Annotated in this window: 16 protein-coding genes; 10 read left to right on the top strand and 6 right to left on the bottom strand. The window is 70.0% G+C overall.

Annotation, left to right across the window (positions count from 1 at the left end; translation table 11 throughout):
* Nucleotides 1-31: 31 nt before the first annotated feature.
* Nucleotides 32-2,203, top strand: coding sequence for a RelA/SpoT family protein (locus tag ACYVF7_RS36180; RefSeq protein WP_460358317.1), 2,172 nt, complete (start codon nt 32-34; stop codon nt 2,201-2,203).
* Nucleotides 2,204-2,257: 54 nt separating this feature from the next.
* On the opposite strand, the gene ACYVF7_RS36175 is transcribed toward ACYVF7_RS36180, so the two are convergent.
* Nucleotides 2,258-3,487 carry a DUF349 domain-containing protein gene (locus tag ACYVF7_RS36175; RefSeq protein ID WP_460349567.1) on the bottom strand — a complete coding sequence of 410 codons (1,230 nt, stop codon included), beginning with the start codon at nt 3,485-3,487 and terminating at the stop codon, nt 2,258-2,260.
* A 212-nt stretch (nt 3,488-3,699) separates the two neighbouring features.
* A complete protein-coding gene (locus ACYVF7_RS36170) occupies nt 3,700-4,533 on the bottom strand; it encodes a peptidylprolyl isomerase (protein WP_460349565.1) in 834 nt (277 codons plus the stop codon).
* A 215-nt stretch (nt 4,534-4,748) separates the two neighbouring features.
* Here ACYVF7_RS36170 and ACYVF7_RS36165 point away from each other — a divergent pair, with 215 nt between their 5' ends.
* From ACYVF7_RS36165 to ACYVF7_RS36150, 4 genes are all read left to right on the top strand, one after another.
* A complete protein-coding gene (locus ACYVF7_RS36165) occupies nt 4,749-5,432 on the top strand; it encodes an MBL fold metallo-hydrolase (protein WP_460349563.1) in 684 nt (227 codons plus the stop codon).
* A gap of 11 nt (nt 5,433-5,443) precedes the next feature.
* Entirely contained in the window at nt 5,444-6,712 is a 1,269-nt protein-coding gene (gene hisS / locus ACYVF7_RS36160) for a histidine--tRNA ligase (RefSeq protein ID WP_460349561.1), read from the top strand.
* A complete protein-coding gene (aspS, locus tag ACYVF7_RS36155) occupies nt 6,709-8,499 on the top strand; it encodes an aspartate--tRNA ligase (RefSeq protein ID WP_460349559.1) in 1,791 nt (596 codons plus the stop codon). Before hisS ends, aspS begins: the two co-directional genes overlap by 4 nt.
* A gap of 142 nt (nt 8,500-8,641) precedes the next feature.
* A complete protein-coding gene (locus ACYVF7_RS36150; RefSeq protein WP_460349557.1) occupies nt 8,642-9,094 on the top strand; it encodes a MaoC family dehydratase in 453 nt (150 codons plus the stop codon).
* Nucleotides 9,095-9,127: 33 nt separating this feature from the next.
* Here the strand turns inward: ACYVF7_RS36150 and ACYVF7_RS36145 are convergent, their stop codons facing one another.
* The 3 genes from ACYVF7_RS36145 to ACYVF7_RS36135 form a co-directional block, all read right to left on the bottom strand.
* Nucleotides 9,128-9,397, bottom strand: coding sequence for a DUF4253 domain-containing protein (locus ACYVF7_RS36145; protein WP_460349555.1), 270 nt, complete (start codon nt 9,395-9,397; stop codon nt 9,128-9,130).
* A 697-nt stretch (nt 9,398-10,094) separates the two neighbouring features.
* A complete protein-coding gene (locus tag ACYVF7_RS36140) occupies nt 10,095-10,196 on the bottom strand; it encodes a DUF397 domain-containing protein (RefSeq protein WP_460349553.1) in 102 nt (33 codons plus the stop codon).
* Nucleotides 10,197-10,213: 17 nt separating this feature from the next.
* The gene (locus tag ACYVF7_RS36135; protein ID WP_460349551.1) at nt 10,214-10,498 is read right to left on the bottom strand and encodes a Scr1 family TA system antitoxin-like transcriptional regulator; all 285 of its coding nucleotides are present in this window, start codon (nt 10,496-10,498) and stop codon (nt 10,214-10,216) included.
* Between the two features lie 17 nt (nt 10,499-10,515).
* Here ACYVF7_RS36135 and ACYVF7_RS36130 point away from each other — a divergent pair, with 17 nt between their 5' ends.
* The 3 genes from ACYVF7_RS36130 to ACYVF7_RS36120 all read left to right on the top strand — a co-directional run bounded on the left by ACYVF7_RS36130 (nt 10,516) and on the right by ACYVF7_RS36120 (nt 11,813).
* On the top strand, nt 10,516-10,629 hold the full coding sequence (locus tag ACYVF7_RS36130) for an ATP-binding protein (RefSeq protein ID WP_460349549.1): 114 nt from the start codon (nt 10,516-10,518) through the stop codon (nt 10,627-10,629).
* 53 nt (nt 10,630-10,682) lie between these two features.
* Nucleotides 10,683-11,276, top strand: a complete 594-nt coding sequence (locus ACYVF7_RS36125; RefSeq protein WP_460349547.1) for a DUF4291 domain-containing protein — start codon at nt 10,683-10,685, stop codon at nt 11,274-11,276.
* A 177-nt stretch (nt 11,277-11,453) separates the two neighbouring features.
* A complete protein-coding gene (locus ACYVF7_RS36120; RefSeq protein WP_460349545.1) occupies nt 11,454-11,813 on the top strand; it encodes a hypothetical protein in 360 nt (119 codons plus the stop codon).
* Nucleotides 11,814-11,820: 7 nt separating this feature from the next.
* Here the strand turns inward: ACYVF7_RS36120 and ACYVF7_RS36115 are convergent, their stop codons facing one another.
* Nucleotides 11,821-12,534, bottom strand: coding sequence for a GNAT family N-acetyltransferase (locus tag ACYVF7_RS36115; protein WP_460349543.1), 714 nt, complete (start codon nt 12,532-12,534; stop codon nt 11,821-11,823).
* A 325-nt stretch (nt 12,535-12,859) separates the two neighbouring features.
* Here ACYVF7_RS36115 and ACYVF7_RS36110 point away from each other — a divergent pair, with 325 nt between their 5' ends.
* On the top strand, nt 12,860-13,468 hold the full coding sequence (locus ACYVF7_RS36110) for a phosphatase PAP2 family protein (protein WP_460358314.1): 609 nt from the start codon (nt 12,860-12,862) through the stop codon (nt 13,466-13,468).
* Complete coding sequence (locus tag ACYVF7_RS36105) at nt 13,449-14,798, top strand: replication-associated recombination protein A (RefSeq protein WP_460349541.1); 1,350 nt, start codon at nt 13,449-13,451, stop codon at nt 14,796-14,798. The genes ACYVF7_RS36110 and ACYVF7_RS36105 overlap by 20 nt, the downstream gene beginning before the upstream one ends.
* Nucleotides 14,799-14,885: the final 87 nt, after the last annotated feature.

Raw genomic sequence — 14,885 nt, 5'->3', positions numbered from 1 at the left:
CGCCCGGCTTGGCGCCCAGCGTGGTCCAACGATGAATCCCGTACTCGAACCGCTGATCAAGACGCTCCGGAACACGCATCCCAAGGCGGATGTGCGTCTCGTCGAGCGCGCCTACGACGTCGCCGCCCACCATCATCGTGATCAGAAGCGCAAGAGCGGCGACCCCTACATCACCCATCCACTCGCCGTGGCGACGATCCTCGCCGAGCTCGGGATGAACACCGAGACGCTGTGCGCGGCGCTGCTGCACGACACCGTCGAGGACACCACCTACACCCTCGACCAGCTCCGCGCCGACTTCGGCGACGTGATCGCCGCCCTGGTGGACGGCGTCACCAAGCTCGACAAGGTCAAGTACGGCGAGGCTGCGGAGGCCGAGACCGTCCGCAAGATGGTCGTGGCCATGTCCCGCGACATCCGGGTGCTGGTCATCAAGCTGTCGGACCGGCTCCACAACATGCGCACGCTGCGCTACCTGCCCCGGCCGAAGCAGGAGCGCAAGGCCCGCGAGACGCTGGAGATCTTCGCGCCGCTCGCGCACCGCCTCGGCATGAACACGCTGAAGTGGGAGCTGGAGGACCTCGCCTTCCAGACGCTGTATCCCAAGCGGTTCGACGAGATCGCCCGCCTGGTGTCCGAGCGCGCGCCCCGGCGCGACGTCTACCTCCAGGAAGTGATCGAGAACGTCGCGGGCGACCTGCGCGAGGCCAAGATCAAGGCGACGGTCAAGGGACGCCCGAAGCACTACTACTCGATCTACCAGAAGATGATCGCCCGCGAGGTCGGCTTCGAGGAGATCTACGACCTCGTCGGCATCCGCGTCCTCGTCGACACCGTCCGCGACTGCTACGCCGCCCTCGGCACGATCCACGCGCGATGGAACCCGGTCCCCGGCCGGTTCAAGGACTACATCGCGATGCCGAAGTTCAACATGTACCAGTCGCTGCACACGACGGTGATCGGCCCGGAGGGCAAGCCGGTCGAGCTGCAGATCCGCACCCGCGCGATGCACAACCGCGCGGAGTACGGCATCGCCGCGCACTGGAAGTACAAGGAGGAGACGGTCGGCGCCGGGTCGCCCGGCAAGGCGAACGACATGGCCTGGCTCCGGCAGCTCCTCGACTGGCAGAAGGAGACCACCGACCCGGCGGAGTTCCTCGAGTCGCTGCGCTTCGACCTGTCGGTCTCGGAGGTCTTCGTCTTCACCCCGAAGGGCCAGGTCCTGGCCCTCCCGCAGGGCGCCACCCCGGTCGACTTCGCCTACGCCATCCACACCGAGGTCGGGCACCGTACGATCGGCGCCCGGGTCAACGGCCGGCTCGTGCCGCTGGAGTCGACGCTCGACAACGGCGACACGGTGGAGATCTTCACCTCCAAGTCGCCCGAGGCCGGGCCCAGCCGCGACTGGCTGAACTTCGTCAAGAGCGCCCGGGCCCGCAACAAGATCAAGCACTGGTTCTCCAAGGAGCGCCGCGAGACCGCCATCGAGCAGGGCAAGGAGGCCCTCGCTCGCGCGATGCGCAAGCAGAACCTCCCGCTGCAGCGCATGCTCTCCGGCGAGGCCCTCGTCGCGCTGGCCCACGACCTGCGCTATTCCGACGTCTCGGCGCTGTACGCCGCGATCGGCGAGAGCCACGTCTCCGCGCAGAGCGTCGTGCAGAAGCTCGTCGACTCCCTCGGCGGGGTCGAGAGCGCGGCCGAGGACCTCGACGAGACCGTCATCCCCAGCAAGAAGCGGCGGTCGCGGCCCGCGGGCGACCCGGGCGTGGTCGTCGCCGGCGACCCCGACGTGTGGGTGCGCCTGTCCCGGTGCTGTACGCCGGTGCCGGGCGATGAGATCGTCGGGTTCGTCACGCGCGGCAACGGCGTCTCGGTGCACCGGGCCGACTGCGTCAACGTGGCGAACCTCCGCACCCAGCCGGACCGCATGGTCGACGTCAAGTGGTCGCCGGGGGAGGACTCGGTCTTCCTGGTGGCCATCCAGGTCGAGGCGCTCGACCGCACCCGCCTGCTGTCGGACATCACCCGGGTGCTGTCCGACCAGCACGTGAACATCCTGTCGGCGTCCGTCGCCACCAATCGCGACCGGGTCGCCATCAGCAGGTTCAGTTTCGAGATGGGCGATCCGAAGCACCTGGGCCACGTGCTCAAGGCGGTCCGCAACGTCGACGGCGTCTACGACGTCTACCGCGTCACTAACTGACCCGTCACATGATCGTCGGCCCGGCCCCAACGGGGACCGGGCCGACGATCATGGTCAGGAGAACTCGGTCAGCGTGCGCTCGGCCTCTTCCAGCCACGCCCGGCGAGCCGTCAGGGCCTCTTCGGCGTCGTTGACGTCCTTGTCGCGTCCGCCGCGGCGGGCCTTCTCCAGACGCGCCTCGAGCTGCTGGATCGAGGCGCGTAGCTGCGTCACCGTCGCCTCGGCGCGCGCCCGGGCCTCCGGGTTGGTGCGCCGCCACTCCGACTCCTCGGCGGAGCGCACCGCCTCCTCGATCCGGCGCAGCCGGCCTTCGAGCTGCTCCCGGGAGTCGCGCGGCACCATCCCGATGGACTCCCAGCGCTCCTGGATCGTCCGCAGAGCCTGGCGGGCGGCGCGCACGTCCCGGATGGGGAGCAGCCGCTCGGCGTCCGCGAGGACCTTCTCCTTGAGCTCGGCGTTCCCCCGGAACTCGGCGTCGCGCTCGGCGAAGGCCGCGGAGCGGGCGGCGAAGAAGACGTCCTGCGCGCCCTTGAACCGCGCCCACAGCTCGTCCTCGACCTCACGGGACGCGCGTCCGGCCATCTTCCAGCGACGCATCAGGTCGCGGTAGGCGGCGGCCGTGGGCCCCCAGTCGGTCGAGTTACTCAGCGCCTCGGCCTCGACGACCAGGCGGTCCTTCTCCGCACGGGAGTGCTCGCGCTCCTCCTCCAGGTTGGAGAAGTACGCCTTGCGGCGCTTGGTGAAGGCGTTGCGCGCGGACGACAGCCGCTTCCACAGCGCCGTCTCGGTGGGCCGGTCGACGCGCTCGGCGGCCTTCCACTCGTCGACGAGCTGGCGGAGGCGCTCACCGCCGTTCTTCCAGTGCGTCTCCTCGGTCGCGATCCGCTCGGCCTCGGTGACGATGCGCTCCTTGACCTCCCGCGCGTGGCCGCGGGCCTGGTCGCGGGCGACCTTCATCTCCTCCCGGCGGCGGCCGAGCAGCCCCGTGAGGGAGTCCAGCCGCCGTGCCAGGCTGTCGAGATCGCCGACCGCGTGCGCCTCGGTCACGGATTCCCGGATCCGGGCGATGCTGTGCTCGGCCTGCGAGGGGGCCAGGTCCGTCGTCTTGATCCGCTGCTCCAGCAGATCGACCTCGGTGACCAGCGCGTCGTACTTGCGCCGGAAGTAGGCGAGCGCCTCTTCCGGAGCACCGGCCTGCCAGGAGCCGACGGTACGTTCGCCCTCGGCGGTCTTGACGTAGACGGTCCCGTTCTCGTCGACGCGGCCCCAGGGATCAGTGGTCACCGTCGGCCTCCCGGTCGTGGAGCGGGCCCGCCATGAGCGGCCGGACGGCCCGGACGGATCCGTCTCCGCCTCCCCGGCGCCGGATTCCCCAAGGATCGGTGGCGCTGGACACCGTTGCCTCCTGTATCAAGGCCCGGGCCGCTCGTCGGGCGCCGGGCCCACCGTGACGACCTCGGGAGCTTCGCTCCCGCAGGCCACCCTAACCTTCCGCATTACCCCATCTTCGTGACGGTGAGGTGTTTTATTTCAATTTTCTTCTTTGGCGCGGTCATCCCGGACTGGGGGTCGGGAGCGGTCGCTCCGGCCTTGGCGACCGAGTCGACGACGTCCAGGCCCTGGGTGATCTCGCCGAAGACCGTGTAGTCGGCGGGCAACGGCGAATCGCCGTACATGATGAAGAACTGGCTGCCGTTGCTGTTCGGCTGACTACTGTGCGCCATGGCGATCATGCCCCGCTTGTAGGTCGCCTGCCCGGAGGCGTTGGCCTTGGGGACGTTCTCGTTGCCGAAGCCGTACTTCGGGCCGCCGCTGCCGGTGGCCGTCGGGTCGCCGCACTGCAGCACCTTGATGCCCGTGTCGAGCCGGTGGCACTTGGTGTTGTCGAAGAACTGCTTCGACGCGAGGTATTTGAAGGAGTTGACGGTGCACGAGGCCTTCGTGCCGTCGAGCTTCGCGACGATCTTGCCCTGGCTGGTGTCGAGCGTCATCTCGTACGTGCCCTTGACCGGCTTGACCGGCGGAGTGCCGACGTCCTTGGCGTTCTGCGAATCCGTCAGCGGCTGGTAGGCGCATTCGCCGGGCTTCGCCGTGACGCTCGGCTGCGCACTGGGCGTTTTGGACGCCGACGCGGTCGCCGTCGACTTCTTCTTCTCCGGCTTGTTCATGGCGAACGCGATGGCACCGCCGCCGCCGGCGATCACGGCGACGGCCGCCACCGTACCGATGATCTTTACCCTGCGCGCTTGCGCCTGCCGGGCCGCACGGCGCTGCATCTGGCGCTCGTAGCGCTGCCGGGCCAGCTGCTTCTTGCGGTCTTTACCCGCCACCGGTGTCGCACCTCATTGATTCGCGTCATGAACAGGGAAACGTGCTGCGCATCGTAGCGGTCCTGGCCGGTATTTTTCTGCGTGGCCCTCAGAGGCTCGCAAATCCCGCCAAGACCGGACACCCTGCGGCGGTCCCGCGTATGTCGTTCGCGGTCGGCCGCGTGCCGCCGGTACGCTCAAGCTGCCGGAAGCAGGCGCCTTCAGAGAGGACGATCGTGCTCATCGCCGGGTTCCCCGCCGGATCCTTCGCCACGAACTGTTACGTCGTGGCACCGGCCGCGGGGGAGGAATGCGTGATCATCGACCCTGGCCAGGACGCCGAATCCGGGGTCGAGGAGCTGCTCCGCGAGCACCGGCTCAAGCCGGTCGCCGTCGTGCTCACGCACGGCCATATCGACCACATCTGGTCGGTGGCCCCGGTCTGCGGCGCGCGCGACGTCCCCGCGTACATCCACCCGGCCGACCGGGACCTGCTGTCCGATCCGGCCAAGGGCTTCCCGCTCGGCGTCGGACAGCAGCTGCTGGGCGGGCTGACGTTCGGCGAGCCGGACGACGTGCGCGAGCTCGCCGACGGCGCGGCGCTGACGCTCGCCGGCCTGGAGCTGATCGTCGATCACGCCCCGGGCCATACGACCGGGTCGGTGACCTTCCGGCTCGCGGACGCGCAGGTGATGTTCTCCGGAGACCTGCTGTTCGCCGGCTCGATCGGCCGCACCGACCTGCCGGGCGGTGACTACGCGGCGATCCTGGAGAGCCTGGCCCGCGTATGCCTGCCGCTCCTGGACGAGACCACCGTGCTGCCCGGCCACGGCACGCAGACCACGATCGGCCGCGAACGGGCGACCAATCCGTTCCTCAAGGACATCGCTCCGGTCGACGGCCCGCACAGGGGACTCTAGAAAACGACACCATGAGCTCGAACTTCCAGGCCCCCAAGGGGGTCAAAGAGTATTTTCCGCCGCAGTCGGCGACCTTCCTCGCCGCTCGTGACGCGTTCGCGGCCGCCGCGACGCGGGCCGGCTACTCCTACCTCGAACTCCCGGTCTTCGAGGACACCGGCCTGTTCGCGCGGGGCGTCGGCGAGTCGACCGACGTCGTGTCCAAGGAGATGTACACCTTCGAGGACCGCGGCGAGCGTTCGATCACGCTGCGGCCGGAGTTCACCGTCGGGGTGTTGCGGTCGGTGCTCCAGCACGGCCTGAACAGGGGCGAGCTGCCGGTCAAGGTCTGGGCCACCGGACCGGCGTTCCGCTACGAGCGCGCGCAGAAGGGCCGGTACCGCCAGTTCTACCAGGTAGACCTCGAGGCGATCGGCTCCGAGGACCCGGCGGTCGACGTCGAGACGATCGCTCTCGCCTGGGACTTCTATCGCGACCTCGGCCTCACGCGCATCTCCCTGAAGCTGAACTCCCTGGGCTGCCGGGAGTGCCGTCCGGTCTACCGGGCCGCGCTGCAGGAGTTCCTGCGCGGCCTCGACCTCGACGAGGACACCCGGGCCCGCGTGGAGATCAATCCGCTGCGGGTGCTGGACGACAAGCGGCCGGAGGTCCAGGCCCAGCTCGGGGACGCCCCGCTCGTCACCGACCACCTGTGCGGCGCGTGCAAGGCGCACCACGACCAGGTCCGCGAGTTGCTGGCCGACCTGTCCGTCCCGTGGGTCGACGACCCGCGCCTCGTACGCGGCCTCGACTACTACACGCGCACGACGTACGAGTTCGACCACCCGCTGCTCGGCGCCCAGTCCGGCATCGGCGGCGGTGGCCGCTACGACGGCCTCTCGGAGGACATCGGCGGCCCGTCGCTGCCCGGCATCGGCTTCGGCCTCGGCCTCGACCGTACGGTCCTGGCCATGGAGGCCGAGGAGGTCGCAGCCGTGACCCAGCCGACGGTCGACGTGTACGGCGTGCCGCTGGGCGAGGAGGCCGAGCGTAAGATCTTCAACCTGATCGCCGAGTTTCGCCGCGCGGGCGTCGCCGCCGACATGTCCTACGACGGCAAGAAGCTCAAGGGCGCCATGCGGGGCGCCGGGCGGTCCGGCGCGGCGTACGCCGTGATCCTCGGCGAGCGAGATATCGCCGCCGGGTCCGCACAGGTGAAGGACCTGGCAAGCGGCGACCAGGTCGCCGTTCCGCTCGCCGAGCTCGTGACGACGTTGAAAGAAAGGCTTGCTCAAAGATGATCCGCACACACGAGGCGGGCTCGCTGCGCCGGGAGCACGCCGGGCAGCAGGTCGTGCTGGCCGGCTGGGTGGCGCGCCGCCGTGACCACGGGGGCGTCACCTTCATCGACCTGCGCGACGCCTCCGGGATCGCCCAGGTCGTCTTCCGTGAGGAGGACACCGCGCACGACCTGCGCTCGGAGTTCTGCGTCAAGGTCACCGGCGAGGTCCGCGTACGGCCCGAGGGCAACGAGAACCCCGAGCTGCCGACCGGCGACATCGAGGTCGTCGCCTCCGACATCGAGGTGCTGAGCGAGGCCGCCCCGCTGCCGTTCCCGATCGAGACGGACGCGAACGTCAACGAGGAGGTGCGCCTCAAGCACCGCTACCTCGACATCCGCCGCGAGGCCCTCTCGAGGGCACTGCGGATCCGCTCCCAGGCGTCCTACCTCGTCCACGACGTCCTGCGCGAGCACCGGTTCGTCAACGTCGAGACGCCGACGCTCACCCGGTCCACGCCGGAGGGCGCCCGTGACTTCCTTGTGCCCGTACGCCTCAAGCCCGGTCACTGGTACGCCCTGCCGCAGTCCCCGCAGCTGTTCAAACAGCTGCTCATGGTCTCGGGCCTGGAGCGTTACTACCAGCTCGCCCGCTGCTACCGCGACGAGGACTTCCGCGCCGACCGGCAGCCGGAGTTCACCCAGATCGACATCGAGATGAGCTTCGTCGAGCAGGAGGACGTCCTCCAGGTCGCCGAGGACCTCGTCGAACGGCTCTGGAAGGAGATCGTCGGCTACGAGATCCAGCGTCCGATCCCGCGGATGACCTACGCCGACGCCCTCAGCCGGTACGGCTCGGACAAGCCGGACCTGCGCTTCGGCAACGAGCTCGTCGACCTGACCACGTATTTCGCCGACACCCCGTTCCGGGTCTTCCAGGCCCCGTACGTCGGCGCGGTCGTCATGCCGGGCGGCGCCTCCCAGACCCGCAAGGAGCTGGACGGCTGGCAGGACTGGGCCAAGTCGCGCGGCGCGCGCGGCCTCGCGTACGTCCTCGTGCAGGAGGACGGCACGCTCGGCGGCCCGGTCGCCAAGAACCTCTCCGAGAAGGAGCGGGAGGGCCTGGCCACCGAGGCCGGCGCCAGGCCCGGCGACGCCGTCTTCTTCGGCGCGGGCAAGCCGCACGCCACCCGGGAGCTGCTCGGCGCGGCCCGCCTGGAGATCGGCCGCCGCTGCGGCCTGATCGACGAGTCCAAGTGGGCGTTCACCTGGGTCGTCGACGCGCCCATGTTCGAGGAGACCGACGAGGGCGGCTGGACGGCCGTGCACCACCCGTTCACGTCGCCCAAGCCCGAGTGGGTCGACTCCTTCCAGGACAAGCCGGGCGAGGCGCTCGCCAACGCATACGACATCGTCTGCAACGGCAACGAGATCGGCGGCGGCTCGATCCGTATCCACCGCGGCGACGTGCAGGAGCGGGTCTTCGAGACCCTCGGCCTGACCCGCGAGGAGGCCCAGGAGAAGTTCGGCTTCCTCCTCGAGGCGTTCAAGTACGGCCCGCCGCCGCACGGCGGCATCGCGTTCGGCTGGGACCGGATCGTCATGCTGCTGGCCGGCCGCGACACGATCCGCGACGTCATCGCCTTCCCGAAGGCGGCCTCCGGCTACGACCCGCTGACCGGCGCGCCCACGCCGATCACCGAGGAGCAGCGCAAGGAGGCGGGCATCGACGTCCGCCCGGAGGACGAGAAGCCGATGGAGCCCAACGAGCCCGGCCACATCGTCCGCTCCTCCACCGAGAAGTACTGACGTCCTCGACGGCGGGGATCCCAGTTCGGGGTCCCCGCCGTTCGCGTCGGCATCACCAGAAGCGCACGGACAAACGGGCGGTGTGTGTCTTGTCGGTGCGCGGCGTTGTCCCGCCGGTGATCGGATCGGGACGATGATCGACATGAGACGTTTCGCGAGCATTGCCGAGTTCGCCGCCGCCAAGGGTGAGCATCTGGGCCACAGCCCTTGGCGAGAGGTGTCGCAGCAGCAGATCGACCTGTTCGCGGAGGCGACCGGCGACCATCAGTGGATCCACGTGGACCCCGAGCGTGCGGCCGACGGCCCGTTCGGAGCCACCATCGCGCACGGCTACCTCACGCTGTCGCTGGTGAACGCGTTCATGCCGGAGATCTTCTGGATCGACGGGCCGAAGATGGGCGTCAACATCGGGCTGAACAAGGTGCGCTTCCCCGCCCCGGTCAAGGTCGGCTCTCGGGTACGCGGTGGCGCGGAACTGGTCGACCTGAAGAACTCCCCGGCGGGCAAGCTGTCGACGGTACGGGTCACCGTCGAGATCGAGGGCGAGAAACGCCCCGCCTGCGTCGCGGAGACCCTGTCGCTGTACGTCACCTGACGGGAATCCCGGCACGGGATCTCCGTCGTCATGTCAGTCCCACCAGAAGCTCCACCTCGGCGCGCTGACCAGCCTCTCGGCGTACGTGGCGAAGACGACGAAGAAGTCCTGTTCGATGTTGTCCGGGCAGACCAGATAGTGCTCCAGCGCCAGCCGGTTCGCCTCCTCCAGTCGCGGGGGAGCGGCGACCGAGACATGGACGGTGCCCCCGTCGACGCCGATCAGCCGTGCGCCGAAGCGGTCCTCCCACGACCTGATCACCGCCCAGAGGTGCTCCAGATCCCACGTGGTTGCTGGATCCACGAAAGCAGAGGGTCAGCAGGACGTCCGCGCTCCGCTCCACCGGGACGAGAGCGAGGCGGCGCGGTTGGCCGTCCTGCGCCAGCTCGGCCGCCATGGCGGCGGCGTGTTCGTCCACGTCGCGGGTCGGCGTGGACCCCGCGGCCAGACCCGGCCACACGTCGAACGGCGGGCCGGGATCATCGGGCCAGGGCACCACGCCCTCGGGGACCTCGAGTGGGGGAGCAGCGTCCCATTCCGCCTTCTGCCGCGAGTAGCGCTCCCACTCCTCTCGGAAGTAGGTCGTCACGTCGAGCGCGGCGTCGTCCAAAGGCCCTTCGCCCGGGTACCAGATGTCGTCATAGAACAGCAGGAACGCCGGAAACAAGCCGGTTTCTGCTCGCTGCGCTTCAAGACGTCGCCACCAGGCCGCGGCGTCCTGCAACGGTTCATCACTGCACCAGAGCGCGGGAAGATCACTGTACTCGTCGGACGAGTTGCAGTCGGTCGCAGAGACAAGGCGCCCTCGGGGCAGGTCCGCGGGCAGACGGGCGAAGGCATCCGCAAAGGATCTTTCAGTCACGCGGCCGACTGTAGGAGCCGTCGGTGACAGACCGGCCGTACCGAATGCTCGGCAAAGGCGCCGCCGAAGCAGGACCTGAGGGGCGAGCCCGCGTGCCTGGGCGACGTTCACCGAGAGCTTTGCTTCAGAGTGGAGGACTCAGGTCGCGCTGACGGCCACGGCGACCTCGACACACTCACCGTTCGCGCTGCTGTGGCTGCTCGTACGCCATTCGGCGCGGGACAAGTCTCGCTCGGTCATGGCCTGCGATCCTTTCTTTACGTCCGTTCCGTCAGCTTAGCGACGAACTCGGCCGATGCTTCCGGGCTCAGCGCCACCGCACGCAGATGCTCGAATGTCGAGGCGCAGCGTTCCACGTCTGCGGCTTGGTCCAGAAACAGGTCACCTGCCATGGAATCGACGTACACGACGTCCGGAAGGTCCTCCTGTCCGAATCGGAGGAGAACGAACGAGCCCAGCATCCCCGGGTGCGCGCCTGCATCGAATGGAATTACCTGCATGGTGAGGTTCGGTAGTTCGGCGGCTTCGAGGATCCGGATCATCTGATAGTGACGGGCCCGTGGATCTCGCCGAGGGCGGGCGCGGCCTGCACATCGTCCGGATGCTCGCCGCGGACTCGGGCGTCAGCGGTGATGCGACGGGTCGGATCGTGTGGTTCGAGGTCACCTTCTGATCGAAGCGAAAATCGGTTGATCGAGTCGGGGGCGGCCGAGATCGTGAGATCCCATGCGAACGCACGAGATCAGGGCCGATCACGACCGTACGTCGATCGTCGTCTACCAGGCGTACCGGCCGGAGATCGGGCGGCCTGCGGCCGAGCAAGGGCGGTTCGTGCCGCCGTTCTCGCGGACGCGGATGACGTGGATCAAACCGTCGTTCCTGTGGCTGATGGCGCGCAGCGGCTGGGCGCGCAAGCCGGGCCAGGAGGTGATCCTCGCCGTCCGCATCAGTCGTGAGGGCTGGGAGGAGGCCCTGTCGCAGGCGGTCCTGACGCACGCCGACCGGCGGGTCTATCGGGACAGTCTGGAGTGGCGGACCGCGTTCAAGCACGCCCGCGTCCACGTCCAGTGGGATCCGGAGCGGACGCTGCGCGGGCAGCCGCTGGACGCCCGCAGCATCCAGGTCGGTCTCAGTCGGCACGTCATCGACCGGTACGCCGACGAGTGGGTCCTGGACATCCAGGATTTGACCCCACTCGTCCGCAAGATCCACCGCTTGGTCCACGACGGGGAGACCGGAAAGGCCAAGGCGCTGATTCCGTGTGAGCGGGTTTATCCGCTCGATCCGGAGATGGCCCGGCGCATCGGCGTGGATGTCTGAGCGGTTGTCGCGCCCGTCCAGGCGTCGGCTCGCGTCCAGGTTTCCGCCGGAACGGCGGGTCCCTCCGGCCTGGACATGCGCTCTCCGCACTTTCGGTGTGGCTGAAAGAATTTCAGCCACACCGAAGGCGCGGCACTGGGCCGGCCCGGGGCAGCGCCCAGAGGAGGTCGCCGACCGATGCGCCGAGCATTCGCGCACGACGCGGTCGTGGTCATGGAGGCGGGTGGCGATGTCCGCGCGCCGGGAGCGGCGATCACGGTGGCCTTGTGCGGGCACTGGGAGCACGAGCCGCCGTGTCCGCTGGCGCCGCATCAGACCGCGGCCGAGCGGGCGGGTGATCAGGTGCGGCTGCGGGTCCTCTTCGCGACCGAGCCCGCGGCCGAGACCGAGGTCCGGGACCGGATCGTGGAGGCCCTGTCCCGGTCGCGGCTTGACGGCCCGGACGGCGTCACCACACGCTGGCGGCTCCTGAGCGAGCGGCTCAGCCCCGTTCGGGACGACGAGCACGAACAGGCCGAGCGACTCGTCCGGAGCTGAGTCTGCTTCACCGGGCCGGGAGACGGCCGCTGGTGCGGACCTCGTTCCGGGTGAAGCCGAGCCGGTCGTACAGCCGCATGGCCGCAGTGTTCTCGGCGTACACGCCCAGGCCCACGCCGTCGCACCCCTCGGCGAACAGCCGTCGCATCGCCCACGCCGTGATCGACGCGCCCAGTGCCCGCCGGCGGGCCTCGGGCCGTACGGCGATCGCCGCCACCTGGCCGATCTCCGGGGAGCTCGTCATGTCGGCGAGGCAGGCCGAGAGCCCGCCGTCGCCGTCCCGTACGCCGGCCCAGCGGCGGGCGTGGCCGTCACGCGGCCACACCGACCAGTCGGAGCTCGTGCGCTTCAGCACCCCCGTGATCGCGTCGTCGTCGGCCGACCATTCGACCAGGTCCTCCGCCGGCTGGGGCGGCGGCGTCTCGTACGCCACCCGGTAGACCCAGTCGACGGGGTCCGCGAGCGGCAGCGGGGTGCCGTGCGGCACGTTCGCGTACACGTCCGGCGGTAGTTCGCCGCGCAGTGAGGTCAGCAGGCCGGCGACCGCGCTGGGCGGGCCGAGCCCCACGACGCGCCAGATCGTACGGTCCCGGTTCAGGTTGAGGAAGGCGACGGCCTCGTCGCCGCGCCAGGCCGTACCGCGTCGTGCCGGATCCACGCTCCGGATCAGGGGGTGGCCTTCCGTCATCGCCAGGATGTCGTCGATGGAGGAGGGGATCACGCCGCACAGGGTAACCGCGCACCCCGGCGAGCTGATCACTGCCCCGGATCCGGGGACGCGGAGTGCGTACGGGAATCTGGTGCCGATCTTCGGGAGACGCTGACGATATTCCGGGTACTGCCCGGGACGCGGCGAAAGGGCGGGGGCGTAGGGATGGGCACGGCGGGCTCGAGGGCGGCGGAGCGTCCCGGCGACCGGTCGCAGCGGGCGGCTCCGTGGCGTCGGTCGCGTCTGATCGCGGCCGTGGGTCAGGCCGCGCTGATGGTCTTGCTGTTCTACGCCTACCGGGCGCCGGCATCTCGCCGACGGGCACACCGCCGCGGCCCTGCGGCACGCGCGGTCCGTCTGGCACGCCGAACGCCTGCTCCACCTGCCGAGCGAGGCCTCCCTGCAGCACGCGGCGCTGCACTGGGACGGCTGGGTACGCGTGGCCGACGTGTACTACGTCAGCGTGCACTTCCCGGCGACGGTGGTGTTCCTGGCGTGGATCTGGTGGCGGCATCAGGATCACTGGCCGCGCGTACGGGCCGCCATCATCCTGTCCACGGCACTGGCCCTCATCGGGCACTTCGCCTACCCGCTCGCGCCGCCGCGGTTCCTGCCCGGCACCGGGCTCGTCGACCTGATGAACGTCTATGGGCCGTCGGCGTACGGGGAGGCGCCCGGGAGCGGGCCGTCGAACCAGTTCGCCGCGATGCCGTCGCTGCACGTCGGCTGGGCGCTGCTCGTCGCCTGGGGGATCAGCCGGTACGGCACAGGCCGGGCGCGGTGGGCGGCGGTGGCCTACCCGGTCGCGACCACCTCCGTGGTCGTTCTCACCGCCAACCACTACTGGCTCGACGGCGTCGTCGGCGGCGTCGTGGTGATCGTCTCCGTCGCGCTGAGCGGCCGTGTGGAACGGATAGTGTCAAGGCGTGGTGCGCAGGGAACATGAGCAGGCCGACAGCCTCTTCGACACGACGGCCGAGGAGGCACAGCAGGCGAACGCCCCGCTGGCGGTCCGGATGCGCCCCCGCGGGCTGGACGAGGTCGTCGGCCAGGAGCACCTGCTCGGCCCCGGGACGCCGCTGCGCCAGCTCGTCGAGCGGGACGTCGCGATGTCCCTGCTGCTGTGGGGGCCGCCCGGCACCGGCAAGACCACCCTCGCGTACGTCGTCAGTCAGGCGACCGAGCGCCGGTTCGTGGAGATCTCGGCGGTGTCCGACGGCGTCAAGCAGGTCCGCGCCGCGATCGACGTCGCCAAGCGGGAGCTCGGCATGGGCGGCCGGCAGACCGTGCTGTTCGTCGACGAGGTTCACCGGTTCAACAAGGCCCAGCAGGACGCCTTGCTGCCCGCCGTCGAGAACCGCTGGGTGTCCTTCATCGGCGCCACCACGGAGAACCCGTTCTTCTCCGTGATCAGCCCGCTGCTGTCCCGTTCCCTCCTGCTGACGCTCGAGCCGCTCGGCGACGACCAGCTCCGCGAGGTGATCCGCCGTGCCCTCGCCGACGAGCGCGGCCTCCGCGGCGCGGTCGAGCTCACGGAGCCCGCCGAGGACCACCTCGTACGCCTCGCGGGCGGCGACGCGCGCCGGACGCTGACCTACCTGGAGGCCGCGTCGTACGTCGTCCCGAACGGCGCGCCGATCGACGTCGACGTCCTGGAGAAGGCCGTCGACCGGGCCGCGGTCCGCTACGACCGCGAGGGCGACCAGCACTACGACGTGATCAGCGCGTTCATCAAGAGCATCCGCGGGTCCGACGTCGACGCGGCGCTCCACTACCTCGCCCGCATGATCGAGGCCGGCGAGGACCCGCGCTTCATCGCCCGGCGGCTCATCGTCCACGCCAGCGAGGACGTCGGCATGGCCGACCCGACGGCGCTGCAGACGGCGACGGCCGCGGCGCACGCCGTCGAGTTCGTCGGCCTCCCGGAGGCGCGCATCAACCTCGCGCAGGCCGTCATCCACCTCTCCCTGGCGCCGAAGTCCAACGCCGTCATCCGCGCGATCGGAGAGGCCGCCGCCGACGTACGGCGAGGGCTCGTCGGGCCCGTGCCGGCGCACCTGCGCGACGCGCACTACAAGGGCGCGGCCAAGCTCGACCACGGGAAGGACTACCGCTACGCCCACGACTTCCCGGGCGGCGTGGTCGAACAGCAGTACGCTCCGGACGCCGTCGCCGGGCGCGAGTACTACCACCCGACCCGGCACGGGATGGAGGCCCGCTTCTCCGACGTCGTGGAGCGGCTCCGCGCCGTCCTGCGCGGCAGACGCGCCGACTGACCCGGACGAGCGCCGCGGACCGAGCCGGACGCGGCGGGCGCGCGGGGACGCCGCCACCCGCGTCCGACGTGGCCGACTCGGCGCGTT

The organism is Actinoallomurus acanthiterrae (assembly GCF_054775715.1).
The sequence above is the reverse complement of the archived record's forward strand: the minus strand, read 5'-3'. Positions and strand labels throughout refer to the sequence as shown.

Coding starts and splice junctions, on each gene's coding strand:
- ACYVF7_RS36125 (WP_460349547.1), top strand. CDS start 10,683: ATGCGAACGCACGAGATCAGGGCCGATCACGACCGTACGTCGATCGTC.
- hisS (WP_460349561.1), top strand. CDS start 5,444: ATGAGCTCGAACTTCCAGGCCCCCAAGGGGGTCAAAGAGTATTTTCCG.
- ACYVF7_RS36135 (WP_460349551.1), bottom strand. CDS start 10,498: ATGATCCGGATCCTCGAAGCCGCCGAACTACCGAACCTCACCATGCAG.
- ACYVF7_RS36180 (WP_460358317.1), top strand. CDS start 32: ATGAATCCCGTACTCGAACCGCTGATCAAGACGCTCCGGAACACGCAT.
- ACYVF7_RS36120 (WP_460349545.1), top strand. CDS start 11,454: ATGCGCCGAGCATTCGCGCACGACGCGGTCGTGGTCATGGAGGCGGGT.
- ACYVF7_RS36140 (WP_460349553.1), bottom strand. CDS start 10,196: ATGACCGAGCGAGACTTGTCCCGCGCCGAATGGCGTACGAGCAGCCAC.
- ACYVF7_RS36150 (WP_460349557.1), top strand. CDS start 8,642: ATGAGACGTTTCGCGAGCATTGCCGAGTTCGCCGCCGCCAAGGGTGAG.
- aspS (WP_460349559.1), top strand. CDS start 6,709: ATGATCCGCACACACGAGGCGGGCTCGCTGCGCCGGGAGCACGCCGGG.